Source organism: Burkholderia sp. 28_3 (genome assembly GCF_003253915.1).
Classification (GTDB): domain Bacteria; phylum Pseudomonadota; class Gammaproteobacteria; order Burkholderiales; family Burkholderiaceae; genus Burkholderia; species Burkholderia cenocepacia.
Genome location: NZ_QKZF01000009.1, coordinates 1 through 18,999, shown reverse-complemented (window position 1 = coordinate 18,999; position 18,999 = coordinate 1). Strand labels below are relative to the sequence as shown.

The following is an 18,999-nucleotide window of genomic DNA, read 5'->3' as shown; positions in this document are numbered from 1 at the left end:
GTCGCGAACCTGCCGTCGACGCTCAGTCGAGCGGCCAGACCTCGCGGCTTGCTGCCCTTACCGCCTGTGCCGAGTCGAGCGCGAGCAGATCCTGCGCGCGCTGACGGCACAACTGGTAATCGAGACGGCGCACACGCGCCTTGATGCCCGGCACCGACACCGGATCGACCGACAGTTCGGTCACGCCGAGGCCCACCAGGACCGGCACCGCGAGCGGATCGCCGCCGAGCGCGCCGCATACGCCGACCCACTTGCCGTGCTTCGCGGCGCCGCGCACCGCGATGTCGATCAGGCGCAGCACGGCCGGATGCAGGCCGTCGGACAGCGCGGCCAGGTCGGCCTGGCAGCGGTCCATCGCGAGCGTGTACTGGGTCAGGTCGTTGGTGCCGATCGACAGGAAATCCGCGTGCTGCGCGAGCTGGTCGGCCAGCAGCGCGGCCGACGGCACCTCGATCATCACGCCGACCTCGATCGGCTCGGTGCGGCCCTGCGCGCGCGCGAATTCGTCGATGCGCTTGCGCAGCCGCACGAGCTCGCCTGCGTCGGTCACCATCGGCAGCAGGATGCGCACCGCGCCGAACGGCTTCACCGCGAGCAGGCCCTGCAACTGATCGTCGAGCAGATCGGGGCGCACCTGCGCGAGACGGATGCCGCGCAGGCCGAGCGCCGGGTTCGGTTCGGGCGGCAGCGTCAGGTAGTCGACTTCCTTGTCCGCGCCGACGTCGAGCGTGCGGATGATCGCCGTGCGGCCCTGCAGCGCGTCGACGATCGACTGGTAGCTCTGCTGATGCTCGACCACCGTCGGCGCGGCCTGGCGATGGATGAACATCAGTTCGGTGCGCAGCAGGCCGACCGCGTCCGCGCCGTTGTCGACCGCGGTACTCGCGTCGTCGAGCGTCGCGATGTTCGCGGCGACCTCGATCGCGCGACCGTCGACCGTCGCGGCCGCCTCGCCGGCCTGTTGCCGGTTCGCCTCGCGCACGCCGTCCAGGCGCTGGCGCTCGTGCCGCGCGCGCTCGACGTCGAGCGCGGTCGGGGCATGTTCGAGCCGGCCCGCGCTCGCATCGACGACGACCTGCGTGCCGTCCGGAATCGCGTACAGTGCATCGCCGACCGCCACCAGCGCCGGGATGCCGAGCTGCCGCGCGATGATCGCCGCGTGCGACGTCGCGCCGCCGCGCGCCATCACGAGCGCGGTCACACGTTCGCGATCGAGCGACGCCAGGTCGGACGGCGTGAATTCCTCGGCCGCGAGCACGGCCTCGTCGGGCAGCGCGCGCGCGGCGCCGTTCGTATGGCCGAGCGCGCGCAGCACGCGCTTCTCGATGTCGCGCAGGTCGGCCGCGCGTTCGGCGAGCAGCGCGTCGTCGAGCTTCGACAGCGTGTCGATCTGCGTGCGGATCGTCGCGCGCCACGCGAAGCCCGCGCCCTTGCCGAGACTGATCAGGTCGCGCGCCGCGTCGACCAGCGTCGGGTCCTCCAGCAGCACGCGATGCACCGCGAAGATGCCCGCCTCGCCCACCGCGCCGCGCGCCGAGGCGTTGCGCACCGTTTCGCCGAGTTCGGCGTCGACCGCCTTCAGCGCCTGGTCGAGGCGGCGGCTTTCCGCGGCCGGCGTGCCGGACGCCTGCTCGGGCGGCACGATGTCCGCATCGTCGAGACGCACCAGCGTGCCAACCGCGATGCCGGGCGCCGCGCATACGCCGGCGAGCGTGTTCGGGTCGAGCGTCGCGCCGGGTGCGTGTGCGATGGCTTGCGGCGCGGGCGACTTCAGCCGCGCCGGCTTTTCTTCCACTTCGCCGTGCGCCTCGCGCAGCAGCTCGCGCTCGACCGCATCGACGGCCTGCTGCGCGTGCGCGCCGCGCCCGACCAGTTCGACCGTCGCGCCTTCGCCGGCGCCGAGGCCGAGCAGGCCGACGACGCTCGCGATCGACGCCTTGCGGCCGTCGAACAGCACGTCGACGGTCGCATCGAACCCGCGCACGGCTTCACGCGCCCGTGCGGCCGGCCGCGCATGCAGCCCGCCCGGCTGCGCGAGCACGATCTCGCGGCGCACTTCGTTCTGCGCGGCAGCACCGGCCTGCGCCGCCTGCGCGGCGGCTTCGCCCTTGCCGCGCAGCGCGAGCAACGGCGTCTCGCCGGCGGTCGCGAAACCGCTTGCGCGCTCGACCACCTCGAACGCGTCGGAATTCGCGATCGCGATCACCGACACGAGCGAATGCGCGTGGCGCGCCACCGCGTCCTGGTCGAACTCGATCAACAGCGCGCCCGCCTCGACACGCGCGCCGGCTTCGACGTGCGCGATGAAGCCCTGCCCGTTCAGCTCGACGGTGTCGATGCCGATGTGCAGCAGCACTTCCGCGCCTTGCGGTGTCGTGATCGTGACCGCATGGCCCGTGCGCGCGAGATGCGACACGACGCCCGCGCACGGCGCGACGAGCCGGCCCGCGAGCGGGTCGATGCCGATGCCGTCGCCGAACATCCCGCCGGAGAACACCGGATCGGGCACGTCGGCCAGCGCGACGATCGGCCCCGTCAATGGGCTGAGCAGAACGATCTGATCGTGGGTGGGGCTCTTCAACTGGGATTCCTCGGCGCGTCTCATCGGCTTTCTCGGCTATCAGTGCGTTTCGGTGACTTTGTTCAGGTGGCGCGGCGTGTCGGGATTGCGCCCGCGCGCGACGGCGAGATCCGCCGCCATCACGTAGAACGAAAGAATGGCGGCGATCGGGTCGAGCGCCGAATGGGCGGACTGCGCGAGCGGCAGCACGGTGCCCGATACGCCGGGCGTCGATACGCCGGGCGTGCCGGCCGGCGCCGCGAGCAGCACGGCGGCGCCGCGGGCGCGCATGTCCGCGGCGAGCTGCAGCAGGCCGGCCTGTTCGGGCCCCGGCGGCGCGAACACGAGCAGCGGATAGTCGCGGTCGATCAGCTCCATCGGGCCGTGACGGACTTCGGCGCTCGAGAATGCCTCGGCCTGGATGCCGGACGTTTCCTTCAGCTTCAGCGCGGCTTCCTGCGCGATCGCGAGGCCCAGACCACGGCCGATGACGATCATCCGCTCGACGCCCGCGAGCGCCGCGACGGCTTGCGACCAGTCGAGCCGGCCGGCCTGCGCGAGCACGTCGGGCAGCCCGCGCAGCGCGGTCATCAGCGCGGCGTCGCGCTGCCAGTACGCGACGATCTGCGCGGACAGCGACAGCATCGCGATATAGCTCTTGGTCGCGGCGACCGACAGTTCGGGGCCGGCCAGCAGCGGCAACTGGTGCTCGCACGCATCGGCGAGCGGCGACGGCAGCACGTTCACGGCGGCGACGGTGCGCGCGCCGGCTTCGCGCAGCGCGGCCATCGTATTGACGAGATCGGGGCTCTTGCCCGACTGGGAGAACGCGATCGCGAGCTGGTCCTGCACCTTCAGCGGCGCCTGCTGCAGCGTCGCGACCGACATCGGCAGCGACGCGACCGGCACGCCGAGGCGGCTCATCGTCAGGCTCGCGAAATAGCTGGCGGCGTGATCCGAGCTGCCGCGCGCGACCGTCAGCGCGACGGCCGGCGGGTGATCGAGCAATTGGCCGGCGAGCGCTTCGACGCGCGCGGTGTCGGCGATCTGCGCGGCGACGACCTGGGCGGACTCGCGCGCTTCCTTAAGCATATTCGACAATCGATTCTCCTTCGACGTAGGTCGCGGTGAGGTTCAGGTCGCGATCGAACACCGCGAGGTCGGCCCATGCGCCGCGCTCGAGGCGGCCGCGATCGGTCACGCCGAGGTAGTCGGCCGCGTAGCGCGACATCCGGTTCGACACGTCGGCGATCGGCAGGCCGAGCGACACGAGGTTGCGCAGCGCCTGGTCCATCGTCAGCGTGCTGCCGGCGAGCGTGCCGTCGGCGAGCCGCACGCCGCCGAGGCACTTCGTCACGTGCTGGCTGCCAAGCCGGTATTCGCCGTCGGGCATGCCGGTGGCGGACGTGCTGTCGGTCACGACGTACAGGCGCGGAATCGCGCGCAGCGCAGCACGAATCGCGCCCGGGTGGACGTGCAGCAGATCGGGGATGATTTCCGCGTATTCGGCATGCGCGAGCGCCGCGCCGACGAGGCCCGGGTTGCGGTGATGCAGCGGCGACATCGCGTTGAACAGGTGCGTGAAACCGCATGCGCCGTGCTTGAGCGCGGCGACCGCGTCGTCGTAGGTCGCGAGCGAGTGGCCGAGCTGCACGCGCACGCCGCGCGCGGCCATCTCGCCGATGATCTCGATGTGGCCCGCGATTTCCGGCGCGAGCGTGACGACGCGGATCGGCGCGATCGACAGGTACTTCAGCACCTCGTCGAGCACGGCCGACACGGCCGCGTCGGGCTGCGCGCCGAGCTTGCCGGGGTTGATGTACGGCCCTTCGAGATGCACGCCGAGCACGCGGGCGCCGCCCGGCGTGCGGGCCCGCGCGGCGGTGCCGAGATTCGCGACGACTTCCATCAGTTCGTCGCGCGGCGCGGTCATCGTCGTCGCGAGCAGGCTCGTCGTGCCGAATTGCGCATGCGTGCGGACGATCGTTTCGATCGCGTCGCCGCCTTCCATCACGTCGGCGCCGCCGCCGCCATGCACGTGCAGGTCGATGAAGCCGGGCAGGATGTACGGCGCGTCGTTCTTCGCGGGATCGACGGGCGCGCCGTCGAGCGTGGTGATGCGGCCGTTCTCGCTATCGAGCGAACCGTGAATCCAGCCGTCGGGGGTGAGGATGTTTCCAGTCAGCATGACGTTCTCTTGATGATCTGGTGACGCGGGCATCCGCGTCGTGATTTGCAAATCCGTTGCATGTGCTGCGCGGGCAGTCTCGCGCGTCAGCGTTTCAGTTCGGCGACGAAGTCGTAATAGTCGTCGCGGCAATACGTTTCGCTCATTTCGATCGCGCGCTGGTCGACACCGTAGCCGATCCGCGTGATCACCAGCAGCGCCGAGCCCGGCTTCACCGCCATCCATTTCGCGATCGCGTGCGTCGCGTTCGCCGCGCGAAAGTGCTGCAGCGCGCGCACGACGGTCATGCCGCGCGCCTCCAGGTATTCGTACAGCGATGCACCGAGCACCTGCGGATCGGGCACCACCGCCGCGGGCAGCGTCGAATGCTCGACCGCCATCACGATGCCGTCCGCGCGGCGCAGCCGTTCGAGCCGCGCCACCGTCGCGCCGGGCGCGAGGCCGAGATGCGTGAGCTCGTCGCGGCTCGCGGTGCGCAGCGTGCGCGACAGCCACACCGAATCGGGCACGAAGCCGCGCTGGCGCATCTTCGCGGTGAAGCCGACGAGGCGCGACAGCGGATCGGCAACGCGCGGCGTGATGAAGCTGCCCGCGCCGCGCGCCCGCTTGATCAGGCCCTGCTCGACCAGCAGCGCGAGGGCGCGACGCGCGGTGATCCGCGACACGCCGACCGACACCGACAGCAGCCGCTCCGACGGCAGCGCCTCGCCGGCCTGCCACGCGCCCGCGTGGATCGCGCTCGCCAGATTGCGGGCGAGCTGCAGATAGAGCGGCGTATCGTCGAGGGGATCGGGCGCCAGTTCGGCCCAGCCGGTTTCCATGTGCCTCCGCGTGTCGGACGACGATCTCCGACCGTCGAAAGTGAACGCATTATATAACCACAATAATACCAGTCAACGAACTGGTATTAGCGCCGCGGAAATCGCCGAAAGCCTTGCGCGGCAAGCGTTTTAGTACCGGCAAGGCCTTTGTTTACAACGCAGTGCGGGATAGGGATTTACCCGAAGTGGTATGCAGGGGGACAGTTCGATGGGCGGATTTACCGCGTTTTTGGAGGGCGGGAGCAGACCAGGATAGAACCACTTGGGGCGACTGGTATGCATCACGCGGCGGGCCGATGCCCTACCCGGCCGTCTTTCTCCACGACCGGAACAGCTCCAGCAGCGCGCGGCACGGCGTCGACGTCGCGCCGCCCCGCCGCCACACCGCGCCGACGTCCATCGTCGGCACCGTCACGCTGAGATTGCGACGGCTGATCCGGTTACCTTCCAGCGACCACGGCCGATAGACGAGATCCGAGAGGATCGTCACCCCGTGCCCGAGCGCGACGAGGCTTCTCACCGCTTCGATCGACTTGCTCTGCATCCAGACGTTCGGCGCGATGCCGTAGCTGCCCCAGTACTTGCCGACGGTGCGCAGGTGCTCGTCCATGTCGAGCAGCAGATAGTTCTCGCGCGCGACGTCCTCGAGGGTCACGCGATGGGCGTCCTGCAGTGGATGCGCCGGATGGGTCCACAGCCGGCGCGGCGAGCGCAGAATCGTCTCGTATTTGAGGTCGGCGACTTCCGCGGTATTCGACACCAGCAGCAGCGCGATATCGAGGCGATCGTCGACCAGCATCGTCTCGATCGCTTCGCGTTCGCTTTCGACGATGCTCACGCCGAGGTTGCCGAAGCGCCGGGAAATGGCGGACATCAGCGCCGGCATCAGATACGCCGAGATGGTTTCGGTCATCCCGATCCGGACATGTCCGGAGATCTGCTCCGGCTCCTCCTGCGCGGCCGCGACCGCGCGATCGATCGACGTCGTCGCGTGCTGCACGTGACGCAGGAACCGCTCGCCGGCCGGGGTCAGGCGCACGCCTTTCGGATGACGCAGCAGCAGCGTGACGCCGACCGCCTCCTCGAGGTTCTTCAACGCGATCGTCATCGACGATTGCGACACCGAACAGAGATTGGCCGACTTCGAAATCTGCCCCGTGTCGGCAACCGACACGAAGTATTCGATCTGGCGCAGGGTGATGTGCGTGTTCACGGGAAAAGGTCCGGGAAGGCCGGGCAGCTCCGAATCAGCACTGCCTCGAAGGCCCGAACAGTACCGCAGATCGATGGACGCGATATTGATTCAATATATACCGGACCATCGAAAGGATGAATTTGTCATGGCCGCCGCGGCTTCCTAGCATAGTCGCAAACATGAAGCGGACGGTGCCAGGCGATGGAGACGCAGGAAAAGAAGGGCTATTGCACGTTGTGCCGGTCGCGATGCGGCACGATCAACGTCGTGCGTGGCGACATGATGATCAAGGTCCGGCCCGACGATACGCACCCGACCGGCCACGCGATGTGCATGAAGGGGAAAGCGGCGCCGGAACTCGTGCATAGCCCGACCCGCGTGCTGTACCCGATGCGGCGCACGCGTCCGAAGGGTGCCGCCGACCCCGGCTGGCAACGCATCGGCTGGGACGAAGCGCTGGCCGAGATCGCCGGGCGTCTCGCGTATTTCAAGCGGGAAAACGGCGCCGAATCGGTCGCGTTCGGCGTGACCACGCCCAGCGGCACGCCGATGAGCGACAGCATCGACTGGGTCGAGCGATTCGTCTGGTTGTTCGGGAGCCCGAATATTTGCTACGCGACCGAGATCTGCAACTGGCACAAGGACAGCGCGCATGCGTTCACGTTCGGCTGCGGCATTCCCGTCGCGGATTACCGGCATGCCGAGCTCATCGTGCTGTGGGGCAACAACCCCGCCAACACCTGGCTCGCGCAGGCCGACGCGATCGCGAAAGGCCGCCGCAACGGCGCCAGGCTGATCGTCGTCGATCCGCGGCCGACCGCGCTCGCGCGGGAGGCCGATCTGTGGCTGCGCGTGCAGCCCGGCACCGACGGCGCGCTCGCGATGGCGATCGCGCGGCAGATGATCGCGACCGGCAACGTCGACGACGCATTCGTGCGCGAATGGACCAACGGCCCGTTGCTCGTGCGGGCCGACACCGGGCGGTTCCTGCGCGAGCGGGATCTCGACGGCGAGGCGTCCGGCAACCGCTACGTGGTCTGGAACGCGACGCTCGAGCGGCTGGAATGCGCCGGCGAGGAATCCGCGACGCGGTCCGCCGACCTGTTGACGACCGGCGTGCGTCGCGTGGCGATCCGCGATGCGGCCGGCCGCTGCGTGGAGGTGGACTGCACGCCGGCCTTCGACCTCTATGCGAAGGCGCTCGACGCCTATACGCCGGAACAGGCGGCCGCGCTCACCGGCGTCGCCGCAGCCGACATCGTGAAGGCCGCCGCCATGCTGCGCCCGCACCAGGCGATCGCCTATCACGCATGGTCGGGCGTCGGCATGCACACCAATGCCACGCAGACCGAGCGCGCCATCGCGACGTTGTATGCGTTGACGGGGGCGTTCGACACGCGCGGCTCGAACCGCGAATGGACGAAGCAGCCGGCCAACGCGGTCAGCAGCTACGCGATGCTGAGCCCGCAGCAACGCGCGAAAGCGCTCGGCCTCGCGGAGCGGCCGCTCGGCCCGCCCGCGCAAGGCTGGGTCACGGCACGCGACGTCTATCGCGCGATCCTCGACGGCGAACCCTACCGCGTGCGCGCGCTGTTCGCGTTCGGCACGAACATGGTGATGTCGCAGGCGGATGGCGGCCTCGCGCACGAGGCGCTCTGCGCGCTCGACTTTCATGTCCACTGCGATCTCTTCGAGACGCCGTCGTCACGCTATGCGGACATCCTGCTCCCGGTGAACACGCCGTGGGAACGCGAAGGGCTGCGGCTCGGCTTCGAGATCGACGAGCGCGCGGTCGAACTGGTTCAGTTGCGACAGCGCATGGTGCCGCCGCGAGGCGAGAGCCGCGCCGACTACGACATCGTCTTCGACCTGGCCGTGCGGCTCGGCATGCAGGACGCATTCTTCGGCGGCAGCATCGAGGCCGGCTGGAATCACGTGCTCGAACCGCTCGGGCTGGACGTCGCGTCGCTGCGCGCGCATCCGGAAGGCCTCTACCGGCCGTTGCCGCAACGCGAGCGGCAATACGCGGCGGCGACGCCCGACGGCGTTCGCGGTTTCAACACGGAGACGCTGCGCGTCGAACTGTATTCCGAGAAGTTGCATCGTCACGGCTATCCGCCGGTCCCGCAGTACGAGCCGCCGCAGCATGGCGACGATGCGCGCGCGGACAACCGCCGCCGCTTTCCGTGCACGTTGACGTCGATGAAGAACGGGTACTACTGCCACAGCCAGCATCGCGGCCTGCCGAGCCTGCGTCGCCGCGCGCCGTACCCGATGGCGGAACTCAACGACGCACTCGCGGCGGAGCACGGCATCGTCGACGGCGACTGGTGCGTGATCGAAACGACCAACGGTTCGGCGCGCTTCAAGGCGCGCGTCGTCCCGGAACTGGCGCGCAACGTGATCGTGGCCGAGTACGGCTGGTGGCAGGCGTGCGACGAGGTCGGCCTCGATGCGCTCGCCGCGGGCGGCCGCGACAACAGCAATTTCAACCAGCTCGTGTCGGCGACACGACTCGATCCGGTCAGCGGCTCGTCGCCGCTGCGCTCCGTGCGCTGCCGCATCCGGCGCGATCCGTCGGTCGATCCGGCGCGCCGCGCATGGAAAGGGCTGCGCGATTTCGTCGTGTCCGCGATCCGCGAAGAAGCGAGCGGCGTGCGCACCGTCACGTTTCGGGCCGCGGACGGCGGCGCGCTGCCGGACTATTTGCCCGGTCAGCACGTGACGCTGCATATCCCGTCGCTCGGCGACGGCGGGACGACACGCGCCTATTCGCTGACGGGCGCCGCGCACGAGGACGATCGCCGCAGTTACGCGATCTCGGTGCGGCACCAGAAGGGTCAGACGCGCGACGGCGCCGCGTTCGAAGGTGCGATGTCGTCCTACATTCACGGCGTGCTCAAGGTCGGCGACCCGGTGTTGCTCGGTGCGCCCGGCGGCACGTTCGTCGTGCCGCCGGCATCGCGCCAACCCGTCGTGATGTTCGCGGGCGGCATCGGCATCACGCCGTTCATTTCGTACCTCGAATCGATTCGTGATCTGGCGGACCGCGCACCGGAATCGCGGCTCTTCTATGCGAACCTGAACAGCAGGACGCACGCGTTCCGCGACCGCATCGAGACGTTGAAGCAGCGCCTGCCGACGCTCGACGTCGTCAATTGCTACAACCAGCCGGGCGACGAGATACCGGGGCGCGACTTTCAGCTGCACGGCTACCTGTCGGCCGACGTGGTCGCCGACGACCTGATCCGGCGGCGTGCGCGGTTTTATCTGTGCGGCCCCGAACCGATGATGGAGGCGATCACGGCGGGCCTGATCGCGCGCGGCGTCCCGCCCTTCGACATCTTCAAGGAAGCGTTCCGGTCACCGTCCCGGCCGACGCTCGACCCGTCGAAGCGATACGCGGTGCAGTTCACGCGGTCGCGCCGCACGGCCACCTGGACACCCGGCGACGGCAGCCTGCTGTCGTTCGCGGAAAGCCTCGGCATCGCGTTGCCGAGCGGTTGCCGGGTCGGACAGTGCGAGAGCTGCGCGGTCAAGGTCGTCTCGGGCGAAGTCTCGCATCCGAGCGGACAGGGGCCGGACGAAGCCGACCTGTGCCTCGCCTGCCAGGCCATTCCGGCAACCGACATCAGCATCGACGCATAAACCCCATTCGAGGAAAGGTTCACCATGAAACATTTCGACGCCGTCGCGACCCGCGACGCGCTGGATTTCGAATCGCTGGTCGCCCGCCTGCGGCAAGCGTTCGTCGACGGCTGCCACGTGCCGCTGCGACATTCGCACGTCGTCAATGCCGGCAGCACGGACGAAGGCACGGTACTCGTCATGCCCGCGTGGCAGGACCACGGCTATCTGGGCATCAAGACGGTCAACATCTTCCCCGGCAATGCGGAACACGGCCTGCCCGGCTTGCATTCGACCTACGTGCTCTACGACGGGCGGACGGGTCGCCCGCTCGCGCAACTGGACGGCAACGAAATCACGTCGCGCCGCACCGCGGCGGCGTCGGCGCTGGCCGCCACCTACCTGGCCCGGCCGGACGCATCGCGCATCGTGCTGCTGGGCGCCGGCCGGGTCGGCAGCCTCGTGCCGCTCGCGTATCGCAGCCAGTTGCCGATCTCGCACGTCGAGGTCTGGGACAAGGACCCCGCAGCGGTGGCGCGCCTGGTCGACCGGCTGACCCGCGACGGTTTCGACGCGGCGCCCGTCACGCATCTCGAGGACAGCGTCCGGCGCGCCGACGTCGTCGCCTGCGCGACGCTCGCGACGGAGCCGATCGTCCGCGGCGAGTGGCTCGCACCGGGCTCGCATCTGGACCTGATCGGCAGCTTCACGCCGCGCATGCGCGAAGCGGACGACGACTGCTTCCGGCACGCGGAGATTTACGTCGACACGGACGAGGCCGCGCAAAAGTCCGGCGACCTGCTGGGCCCGCTGGCGCGCAACGTCATTGCGCCCGACCACCTGGGTCGGACGCTGACGGCGCTTTGCCGGGGCGACGCGCGGGGCCGGACGAACGACCTGCAGCGCACCGTGTTCAAGGCCGTCGGCACCGCGCTGGAGGATCTGGCCGCGGCCATTCAAATCCATGAAAAAACGAATTGAACCCGTGACGGGCAAGGAGATCGAGATGAAAGAGCTGATGGACGTGCAGCGCGGCGACGCGCCGGCGGCGGACCGCGAACGCGTGCTGGAACGGATGGCCGCGGGCATGGCGCGCTGGTCGGAGAAGTGGTTTCCGGACGCCTATATCTTCGCCGCGCTCGCGGTGATCATCGTGGCGGCGGGCGCGCTGACGGCCGGGGCGCCGGTCGCGCGGATCGGCGTGGCGTTCGGCGACGGCTTCTGGAGCCTCATCCCGTTCACGATGCAGATGGCGATCGTCGCGATCTCGGGTTATGTCGTCGCGGTGTCGCCGCCCGCGTCGAGGCTGATCGATGCGCTCGCGCGCGTGCCCGCGTCCGGGCGCGCCGCGGTGACGTTCGTCGCGCTCGTCAGCATCGTCGCGTCGTTGTTCAACTGGGCGATCAGCCTGATCTTCAGCGGCCTGCTGGTGCGTGCGCTCGCGCGCCGCACCGATCTGCGGATGGATTACCGCGCGGCCGGCGCGGCCGCTTATCTCGGCATGGGTGCGACGTGGGCGCTGGGTTTGAGTTCATCCGCGTCGCAATTGCAGGCGAATCCGGACAGCCTGCCCAAGGCGCTGCTCGCGATCTCCGGCGTCATCCCGTTCACCGAGACGATCTTTCTCCCGCAGTCGATGCTGATGGCCGCGGTGCTGACCGTCGCGTCGCTGCTGATCGCGTATCTGTCCGCGCCGAACGACGCGCGGGCGAAGACCGCGACGGAACTCGGCATTGCGCTCGACGAGAGCCATGCCGCGCTCGCCCGCCCGAGCCGCCCGGGCGACTGGCTCGAATACAGTCCGCTCGTCACCATCGTGATCGTGGCGATCGGTGCAATCTGGGCGTGGCACGAGTTCACGACGAAAAATCCGCTGATCGCGATCTCGAACCTGAACACGTACAACTTCCTGTTCCTGCTGCTGGGCATGCTGCTCAACTGGCGACCGCGGCGCTTCCTCAATGCCGTCGCGCGTTCGGTGCCGTCGGTCGCGGGCGTGCTGATCCAGTTTCCGCTGTACGGCGGGATCGCGTACATCCTGACCAAGGCGGCCGCGCCCACCGGACTGCCGCTGTCCGATCACCTCGCCCACTTCTTCGTCGCGCTGTCGTCGCATGCGTCGTTCCCCGCGGTGATGGGCGTGTATTCGGCCGTGCTCGGGTTCTTCGTGCCGTCCGGCGGCGGCAAGTGGATCATCGAGGCGCCGTACGTGATCGAGGCGGCCAAACTGCTGCAGGTTCATCTGGGCTGGGCCGTGACGGTCTACAACGCGGCCGAGGCATTGCCGAACCTGATCAATCCGTTCTGGATGCTGCCGCTGCTCGGCGTGCTCGGGTTGCGTGCCCGCGACATCGTCGGCTTCACGTTCACGCAACTGGTCGTTCACCTGCCGCTCGTGATCTTCATGCTGTGGGCGCTCGCCGGTACGCTCGCTTACCATCCGCCGGTGATGCCGTAACGGGTATGGGGGGCGGCTTGCGGTCTTGGGTGGTGGTGGTGCGGCGGCGGTGACGGTGACGGTGACGGCGGCGGCGGCGGCGGCGGCGGTGCCGTGCCGTGCCGTGCCGTGCCGTGCCGTGCCGTGCCGTGCCGTGCCGTGCCGTGCCGTGCGGCATCGTACCCGTCGTGCCGGCGCTGCATGCCGGCCTTAGTGGAATTCCCGGCTCGACGTGCGCAGGCCACCGAGCAACGGCGTCAGATCCTCGAAATGCTGCGCGACGAGGTGCCGCACGTCGCTCACGACCTGCCACACGCCGGACGCCGCGAGCAGCCGCGAATCGAGTGTTTCGCGGCGCTGCCGCGCGAGCAGCTCGGGCCGGACGATCACGTTCACGCAGCCCGTTTCGTCCTCGAGCGTCATGAACATCACGCCCTTCGCGGTGCCCGGCATCTGCCGGGCGATCACGAGCCCGCATGCGCGTGCGAGCCGGCCGTCGGGACGGTCGCGCAACTCGGCCGCCGACGACAGCCGCTGCGCGCGCAAGGCCGGCCGCAGCAACGCGACCGGATGGCGGTTCAGCGTGAGGCCGGTGGTGTGATAGTCGGCGAGGATGTCGTCGGCTTCCGACGGCGCGCCGAGCGCAGGTTGCTCCACCTCGTCGATCGGCGCGGCGGCGAGCAGGTCGCGCTCCGGCGCCGCGGCGACGGCCTGCCACAACGCATCGCGACGATGGCCGGCGAGCGTCGCGAGCGCATTCGCGGCGGCGAGCGCCTCGAGATCGCGACGTTCGAGTTGCGCGCGGCGCGCGAGGGTGTCGACGTTGTCGAACGGGCCGGCGGCGCGTGCGGCTTCGATGCGCCGCGCGGCGGCTTCGCTCAGGCCGCGCACGAGCGACAGGCCGAGCCGCACGGCCGGCTGACCGTGCGGCGGCGGCTGGTCGGGCAACGCTTCGAGCGCGGCTTCCCAGGTGCTTTGCGTCACGTCGATCGGCAGCACCTTCACGCGGTGACGCTTCGCGTCCTGCACGAGTTGCGACGGCGGGTAGAACCCCATCGGCTGGCTGTTCAGCAGCGCGGCGAGAAAGATCGCGGGTTCGTGGCATTTGAGCCAGCTGCTCGCGTACGCGAGTTTCGCGAAGCTCGCGGCGTGGCTTTCGGGGAACCCGTATTCGCCGAAGCCTTTGATCTGCTCGAAGATCTGTTCGGCGAATTCGCGTGTGTAGTTGCGTTCGAGCATGCCGCTGATGATCTTGTCCTGATATTTCTCGAGATTGCCCTTGCGCTTCCACGCGGCCATCGCACGACGCAAGTCATCCGCTTCGCCAGGTGTAAAACCCGCGGCGACGATCGCAATCTGCATCACCTGTTCCTGGAAGATCGGCACACCCAGCGTACGAACGAGCACTTCCTTGAGCGCGTCGCTCGGATACGTGACCTCGCCCTCCTCTTCACCGGCCACGATCCTGCGCCGCTGCAAATACGGATGCACGGCGCCGCCTTGAATCGGACCGGGCCGCACGATCGATACCTGAACGACGAGATCGTAGTAGTTGCGCGGCTTCAGCCGCGGCAGCATCGACATCTGCGCACGCGATTCGATCTGGAACACGCCGACCGTATCGGCGCGACAGATCATGTCGTAAGTTGCTTTGTCGTCCTGCGGAATGTGTTTCAGCGTGAACGGTTCGCCGTCCCTCGCTGGCCCGCGCCACGCGGTGCGCAGGTCGAACGCGCGATGCAGCGCCGACAGCATGCCGAGCGCGAGCACGTCGACCTTCATCAGCCCGAGCGCTTCGAGATCGTCCTTGTCCCACTGGATCACGCGCCGCCCGTCCATCGCCGCGTTCTCGACCGGCACGAGCCGCGTGAGCTTGCCGCGGCTGATCACGAAGCCGCCCGAATGCTGCGACAGGTGGCGCGGAAAGTTGAGCAAGCGCCCGGCCAGTTCGGCCCATGTGCGAATCAGCGGCGTTTCGGGATCGAGCCCGGTCGACGCGAATTGCCGCAGCAGATCGCGACTGCCGTCGAACCAGCGATGCCCCTTTGCGACGCGATCGACCAGCATCGGATCGACGCCGAGCGCCTTGCCGGTTTCGCGCAGCACGCCGCGCGGACGATACGTCGAAACGGCGGCCGCGAGCGCGGCGCGATCCTTGCCGTATTTTGCGTAGATGTGCTGGATCACTTCTTCGCGGCGCTGATGCTCGAAGTCGACGTCGATATCCGGCGGCTCGCCGCGTTCCTCGCTGATGAAACGCTCGAACAGCATCGTGCTTTGCTCGGGATTCACTTCGGTGATGCCGAGGCAATAACAGACGACCGAGTTCGCGGCCGAGCCACGGCCCTGGCACAGGATGTTCTGGCTGCGCGCGTATTTGACGATGTCGTAGACGGTCAGGAAGAACGGCTCGTAGCTCAGCCGGGCGATCAGGTCGAGTTCATGGCGGATCTGCTTGTCGACCTTCTCCGGAATGCCCTGCGGATAACGCACCGCCGCTCCGGCGAAGGTTTCCTGTTCCAGATAGCGCGTCGGCGTCAGTCCCGCCGGCACGATCTCGTCGGGATACTCGTAACGCAGCGAGTCGAGTCCGAAATCGCATGCATCGAACATCGCGCACGTCTCCGCGATCTCGGCCGACGAAAACAACTTCGCGATCCGCCCGCGCGAACGCAGATGCTGCTCCGCATTCGGCGCGAGCGCGTACCCGCATTCGGAGACCGGCATCCCGACGCGAATCGCCGTCATCACGTCCTGCAGCGGCTTGCACGAGCGCACGTGCATCGTCACGTCGCCCAGCGCGACGAGTCGCACGCCGCGCCGTTTGCCGGCCTCGCGAATCTCGTCGCGCTGCGCGCCGTCCAGCGCGCGCTGCAACTGCACGAGCCCGAGCCGCGCCCGCTCGCCGAACATCGCGCGAAACCACGCGACCTGCGCATCGAGCACGTCCGCCCGCACCGGGTACGTCGGCACGAGAATCGCGAAGCAGTCGGGCATGCCGCGCAAGTGGGCAAACTCCGCCGGCGGCGCCGACAGCATCCGCGACGTCAGCTGGTAAGTGCCCTTCGACGATGCCATCCGCCGCCACGAAATCAACTCGGAAAGATTGCCGTACCCTTCGCGGTTCTGCGCGAGCAGCACGAGCCCGAACGCACCGGGGCCCGGGTCGTGGCCGGGCGCGACGTCATCCGGCGTGACGTCGAAATACGAACCGATGACGAGCGGCAATCCGTTCGCCTTCGCCGCGACATGCATGCGCGGCGCGCCGGCGAGCGAGCATTCGTCGGTGATCGCGATCCCGCGATAGCCGAGTTCCACCGCACGCTCGACCAGTTCGTCCGCATGCGACGCGCCATGCAGGAATGAAAAGTTCGAACGGCAGAACAACTCCGCGTAATCGGGCAGCCCGCTGAAATCCGCCATCATCTTCGTTCACCCGAACAGGCCGTGCAGGAACCAGTGCGGTTCGGACTCGCTCCCCGCTCGTTCCCTGAACACCCAATAGCACGCACCGGCTTCGTCCTGCGCGACGTGGTAATCGCGTGCCGCGAGCTGACCATCGAACCACCCGGCCTCGATCCGCTCCGCCGACGACATCATCCTCAGCGGCGTATGGAATACCGGCCGCTCGCCACGCATCAGCAACGGCAGCGGTTCGGCCAGCAACCACGCGGGGCGCGGCGGCACGGCCGGCGGCCCGCCGGCCGGCTTGCCCGCCTGCGCATCGAGCGGCAACCAGCGGTTCGCGGCTTCGGGCCGATGATCGGCGACGGGCGCCGCGCGCAGCACGTTCTCCGCGCCGAGCCGCGCGACCAGCAACTCGAGCAACCGCTCGCGGGTTTCCCGCGTACCGCCCGGCTCGGGAAAAAGATCGTCGGCCGGCGGCGCGACCGATTCGACGCGCGTGGCCTTCAGACGCACCGCGATCACCGCGGCCGGCAGCTCGACGCGCGCGAGCCGCTCGCCGAGCAGCCGCATGAAATGCCCCTCGTCGCGCACGGGGGCGGCGAACGCGAGCGCGAGCGGGGTCGGCGGCACGGCCTGGCGGCCGCGTTCGTGCTCGAGATCGAACGTCATCGCGGCGAGCGACAGGTGCCGCGCGGCCAGCCAGCCGCACAGCTGCACGACGAGCCGCCGCGCGGCGAACAGCACGGCTTCCGCGTATTCGACGCGCTCCGGCAACTCGAGCCGCACGTCGAACACGGGCGGCACCGCCATCCACGCCAGCGGCTCGACCGCTTCGCCGTACGCACGATCGAGCGCGGCCAGCAACGCGGGACCGCAGCGTCGCTGCAGCCCTGCGCGCGGCAGGCGGCGCAGATCGGCGAGCGTGCGGCAGCCGAGACCGTCGAACCAGCCCGCATACGGACGCGCATCGGGCAACAGCACGCACGGCAGCCGGTCGAGCGTGCGGACGAGCGAGGCCTGGCGTGCGACGCGGCGCCGGCTGCGTGCGCGGGCCGACGTGCGCGCGAGCAGCCATGCACCGCGCCCGGTCGGCGCGGCGGACAGGCGCGCCGCGTAGCCGAGCGTCGCGAGCGTCGCGCACACCTGGCGGCACAGCGACGGCAGGCCGCCGAACAGGCGCAGGCTCGGGCCGACGTCGACGATCAGCGTGGCTTCGTCGTCGAGCGCGACGCACGGCGAGAAACGCAGCAACGCGAGCGCGACCGCGCGCAGCGCATCGGCTTCGCGCGCGGGATCGCGTTCGACGAGTTGCGTATCGGGCGCGAGCGTGAGCACGCCGCCGCGCTTCATGCCCGCGCGCACGCCCTGCCGGCGCGCGGCCGCGTCGGCGATCAGCACGACGCCCTGCTCGAGCACCGCGCAGCCGGCCTCGCCGGCCGCCGCGTCAGACGGCGGCGGGGCGCACACGTCGAGCGGCAGGCGCGGCAGATGGATGCCGAGCAAGACGCGCATAGCGGCTCTCCACGATGGGCGACGGCAAATCGAGCACGAGCGGCTCGCTGCGCGCGGGCCCGCGACGCTTGACGATGTCGAGCGACACGCCGCCCGGCACCGGATACAGCGCGACGCGCAGCACGGCCGGCGACGGCTGCCGCGCGGCCGACAGCGGACGCAGCATCACGAACAGCGTGTCGCCCGTGCGCGCGGCCGCGAGATGCAGGCGCCGCAGCGCATCGGGCCGCGCGTCCTGCCAGAGCAGCAGCGCGCCGCAACAGCCGGTCTTGAGCGCCTGCTCGGCGGCCCACAACGCATCGGTACGGCTACCGGCGCGCAGCCACAGCAGCGTGTCGGCCGGCACGCCGAGACTGGCGAGCGCGGTGGCATGCGGCGACTGCGGCGGCGCGACGAGCGCGAGCGGCCGCCGGACGCTGACGGTGCGGGCAAGCGCCGGCGCGAGCAGTCGCATCTCGCCGCAGCCCGGCTGCGCGGCCAGCAGTTCGACGAGGCCGCCGACCGGCCAGCCGCCGCCCGGCAGCTCGGCCGACAGCGGCGCGAAGCCCGTGTCGATCGTGCGCGGGCCGCCGCGCGCGAGCTGCGAGCCGCGCCAAAGGGTTATTCCCCCCGACTCCGAATACATATTTCTGTCGAGCGCAGCATCGAGGGAGCGCGCCCGTTCCTCGGGCGTGCGTAACTGCTGTGCGGCTAAGACAGGCCGACCCACGATCTGGCTCCAGGAGTACTGTATAAATATACAGGTATTCTAGCCCAAGATTTCGAGTTTGAGGGTTGGAGGGCGGGTTCAACTTTCTTCCCTCCACTCGCTATCTACCGTCCCTAATTGACCATCAAACACCGTGGCCGCATCGTTTCAAGATTACTTGAATCTTTGAATCGACAGGTCTATGATGCCGCCATGGACTCGAACCTCGTTGTACGCGCGCTCGGCGCGCTCGCTCATGAATCGCGCCTGGCGATCTTCCGCGCACTGGTTGTCGCGGGCCCCGAAGGCATGCCGGCTGGTGAGATTGCTCAGCAGCTTGGCCTCTCGCCGTCTGGCTTGTCGTTCCACCTTAAAGACCTGTCGCATGCGGGCCTCGTCAACAGCGAGCAGAAGGGACGGTTCATCTTCTATTCAGCCAACTTCGATGCGATGAACGCACTGCTCGGGTTTCTGACCGAGAACTGCTGTGCGGGCGCTGACTGTTCCGTTCAAGCTGTGTCGCAGTGCCAAGGAGCTAAATCATGAAACGCATGCACATCCAC

Annotated in this window: 12 protein-coding genes; 4 read left to right on the top strand and 8 right to left on the bottom strand. The window is 68.9% G+C overall.

Going from position 1 to position 18,999, the window contains the following annotated elements:
• Positions 1-22 precede the first annotated feature (22 nt).
• The 5 genes from ptsP to DFS13_RS19845 all read right to left on the bottom strand — a co-directional run bounded on the left by ptsP (position 23) and on the right by DFS13_RS19845 (position 6,782).
• A complete protein-coding gene (gene ptsP / locus DFS13_RS19865) occupies positions 23-2,605 on the bottom strand; it encodes a phosphoenolpyruvate--protein phosphotransferase (RefSeq protein ID WP_069353459.1) in 2,583 nt (860 codons plus the stop codon).
• A 15-nt stretch (positions 2,606-2,620) separates the two neighbouring features.
• Positions 2,621-3,652 (bottom strand): SIS domain-containing protein, encoded by a 1,032-nt coding sequence (locus tag DFS13_RS19860; protein ID WP_006499033.1) that lies wholly within the window; start codon positions 3,650-3,652, stop codon positions 2,621-2,623.
• Entirely contained in the window at positions 3,645-4,748 is a 1,104-nt protein-coding gene (gene nagA / locus DFS13_RS19855) for an N-acetylglucosamine-6-phosphate deacetylase (RefSeq protein WP_012492393.1), read from the bottom strand. Before nagA ends, DFS13_RS19860 begins: the two co-directional genes overlap by 8 nt.
• Before the next feature lie 86 nt (positions 4,749-4,834).
• Positions 4,835-5,569, bottom strand: coding sequence for a GntR family transcriptional regulator (locus tag DFS13_RS19850; protein WP_006487014.1), 735 nt, complete (start codon positions 5,567-5,569; stop codon positions 4,835-4,837).
• Positions 5,570-5,870: 301 nt separating this feature from the next.
• Positions 5,871-6,782, bottom strand: coding sequence for a LysR family transcriptional regulator (locus DFS13_RS19845; protein ID WP_006487039.1), 912 nt, complete (start codon positions 6,780-6,782; stop codon positions 5,871-5,873).
• A gap of 183 nt (positions 6,783-6,965) precedes the next feature.
• Between DFS13_RS19845 and DFS13_RS19840 the strand changes: the two genes are divergently transcribed.
• Genes DFS13_RS19840 through DFS13_RS19830 form a run of 3 tightly spaced genes read left to right on the top strand, consistent with a single transcriptional unit; the run spans position 6,966 to position 12,849 of the window.
• Positions 6,966-10,412: a molybdopterin-dependent oxidoreductase gene (locus tag DFS13_RS19840; RefSeq protein ID WP_111442037.1), complete on the top strand. Its 3,447-nt coding sequence runs from the start codon at positions 6,966-6,968 to the stop codon at positions 10,410-10,412.
• A 24-nt stretch (positions 10,413-10,436) separates the two neighbouring features.
• Positions 10,437-11,372: an ornithine cyclodeaminase family protein gene (locus tag DFS13_RS19835; RefSeq protein ID WP_006487025.1), complete on the top strand. Its 936-nt coding sequence runs from the start codon at positions 10,437-10,439 to the stop codon at positions 11,370-11,372.
• Positions 11,373-11,397: 25 nt separating this feature from the next.
• Positions 11,398-12,849, top strand: a complete 1,452-nt coding sequence (locus tag DFS13_RS19830) for a short-chain fatty acid transporter (RefSeq protein ID WP_111442077.1) — start codon at positions 11,398-11,400, stop codon at positions 12,847-12,849.
• Between the two features lie 189 nt (positions 12,850-13,038).
• On the opposite strand, the gene DFS13_RS19825 is transcribed toward DFS13_RS19830, so the two are convergent.
• The 3 genes from DFS13_RS19825 to imuA are packed head-to-tail and all read right to left on the bottom strand — an operon-like array spanning position 13,039 to position 18,373.
• Positions 13,039-16,254, bottom strand: coding sequence for an error-prone DNA polymerase (locus tag DFS13_RS19825; RefSeq protein WP_111442036.1), 3,216 nt, complete (start codon positions 16,252-16,254; stop codon positions 13,039-13,041).
• A gap of 6 nt (positions 16,255-16,260) precedes the next feature.
• Positions 16,261-17,748 (bottom strand): DNA polymerase Y family protein, encoded by a 1,488-nt coding sequence (locus DFS13_RS19820; protein WP_048986785.1) that lies wholly within the window; start codon positions 17,746-17,748, stop codon positions 16,261-16,263.
• Entirely contained in the window at positions 17,681-18,373 is a 693-nt protein-coding gene (imuA, locus tag DFS13_RS19815; protein WP_111442035.1) for a translesion DNA synthesis-associated protein ImuA, read from the bottom strand. The genes DFS13_RS19820 and imuA overlap by 68 nt, the downstream gene beginning before the upstream one ends.
• Before the next feature lie 276 nt (positions 18,374-18,649).
• On the opposite strand from imuA, the gene DFS13_RS19810 reads away from it, so the two are divergent.
• Positions 18,650-18,982: a helix-turn-helix transcriptional regulator gene (locus DFS13_RS19810; RefSeq protein ID WP_012431285.1), complete on the top strand. Its 333-nt coding sequence runs from the start codon at positions 18,650-18,652 to the stop codon at positions 18,980-18,982.
• Positions 18,983-18,999 lie beyond the last annotated feature (17 nt).

Coding starts and splice junctions, on each gene's coding strand:
- ptsP (WP_069353459.1), bottom strand. CDS start 2,605: ATGAGACGCGCCGAGGAATCCCAGTTGAAGAGCCCCACCCACGATCAG.
- DFS13_RS19830 (WP_111442077.1), top strand. CDS start 11,398: ATGAAAGAGCTGATGGACGTGCAGCGCGGCGACGCGCCGGCGGCGGAC.
- DFS13_RS19835 (WP_006487025.1), top strand. CDS start 10,437: ATGAAACATTTCGACGCCGTCGCGACCCGCGACGCGCTGGATTTCGAA.
- DFS13_RS19850 (WP_006487014.1), bottom strand. CDS start 5,569: ATGGAAACCGGCTGGGCCGAACTGGCGCCCGATCCCCTCGACGATACG.
- DFS13_RS19860 (WP_006499033.1), bottom strand. CDS start 3,652: ATGCTTAAGGAAGCGCGCGAGTCCGCCCAGGTCGTCGCCGCGCAGATC.
- DFS13_RS19840 (WP_111442037.1), top strand. CDS start 6,966: ATGGAGACGCAGGAAAAGAAGGGCTATTGCACGTTGTGCCGGTCGCGA.
- DFS13_RS19820 (WP_048986785.1), bottom strand. CDS start 17,748: ATGCGCGTCTTGCTCGGCATCCATCTGCCGCGCCTGCCGCTCGACGTG.
- DFS13_RS19825 (WP_111442036.1), bottom strand. CDS start 16,254: ATGATGGCGGATTTCAGCGGGCTGCCCGATTACGCGGAGTTGTTCTGC.
- DFS13_RS19810 (WP_012431285.1), top strand. CDS start 18,650: ATGGACTCGAACCTCGTTGTACGCGCGCTCGGCGCGCTCGCTCATGAA.
- nagA (WP_012492393.1), bottom strand. CDS start 4,748: ATGCTGACTGGAAACATCCTCACCCCCGACGGCTGGATTCACGGTTCG.
- imuA (WP_111442035.1), bottom strand. CDS start 18,373: ATGTATTCGGAGTCGGGGGGAATAACCCTTTGGCGCGGCTCGCAGCTC.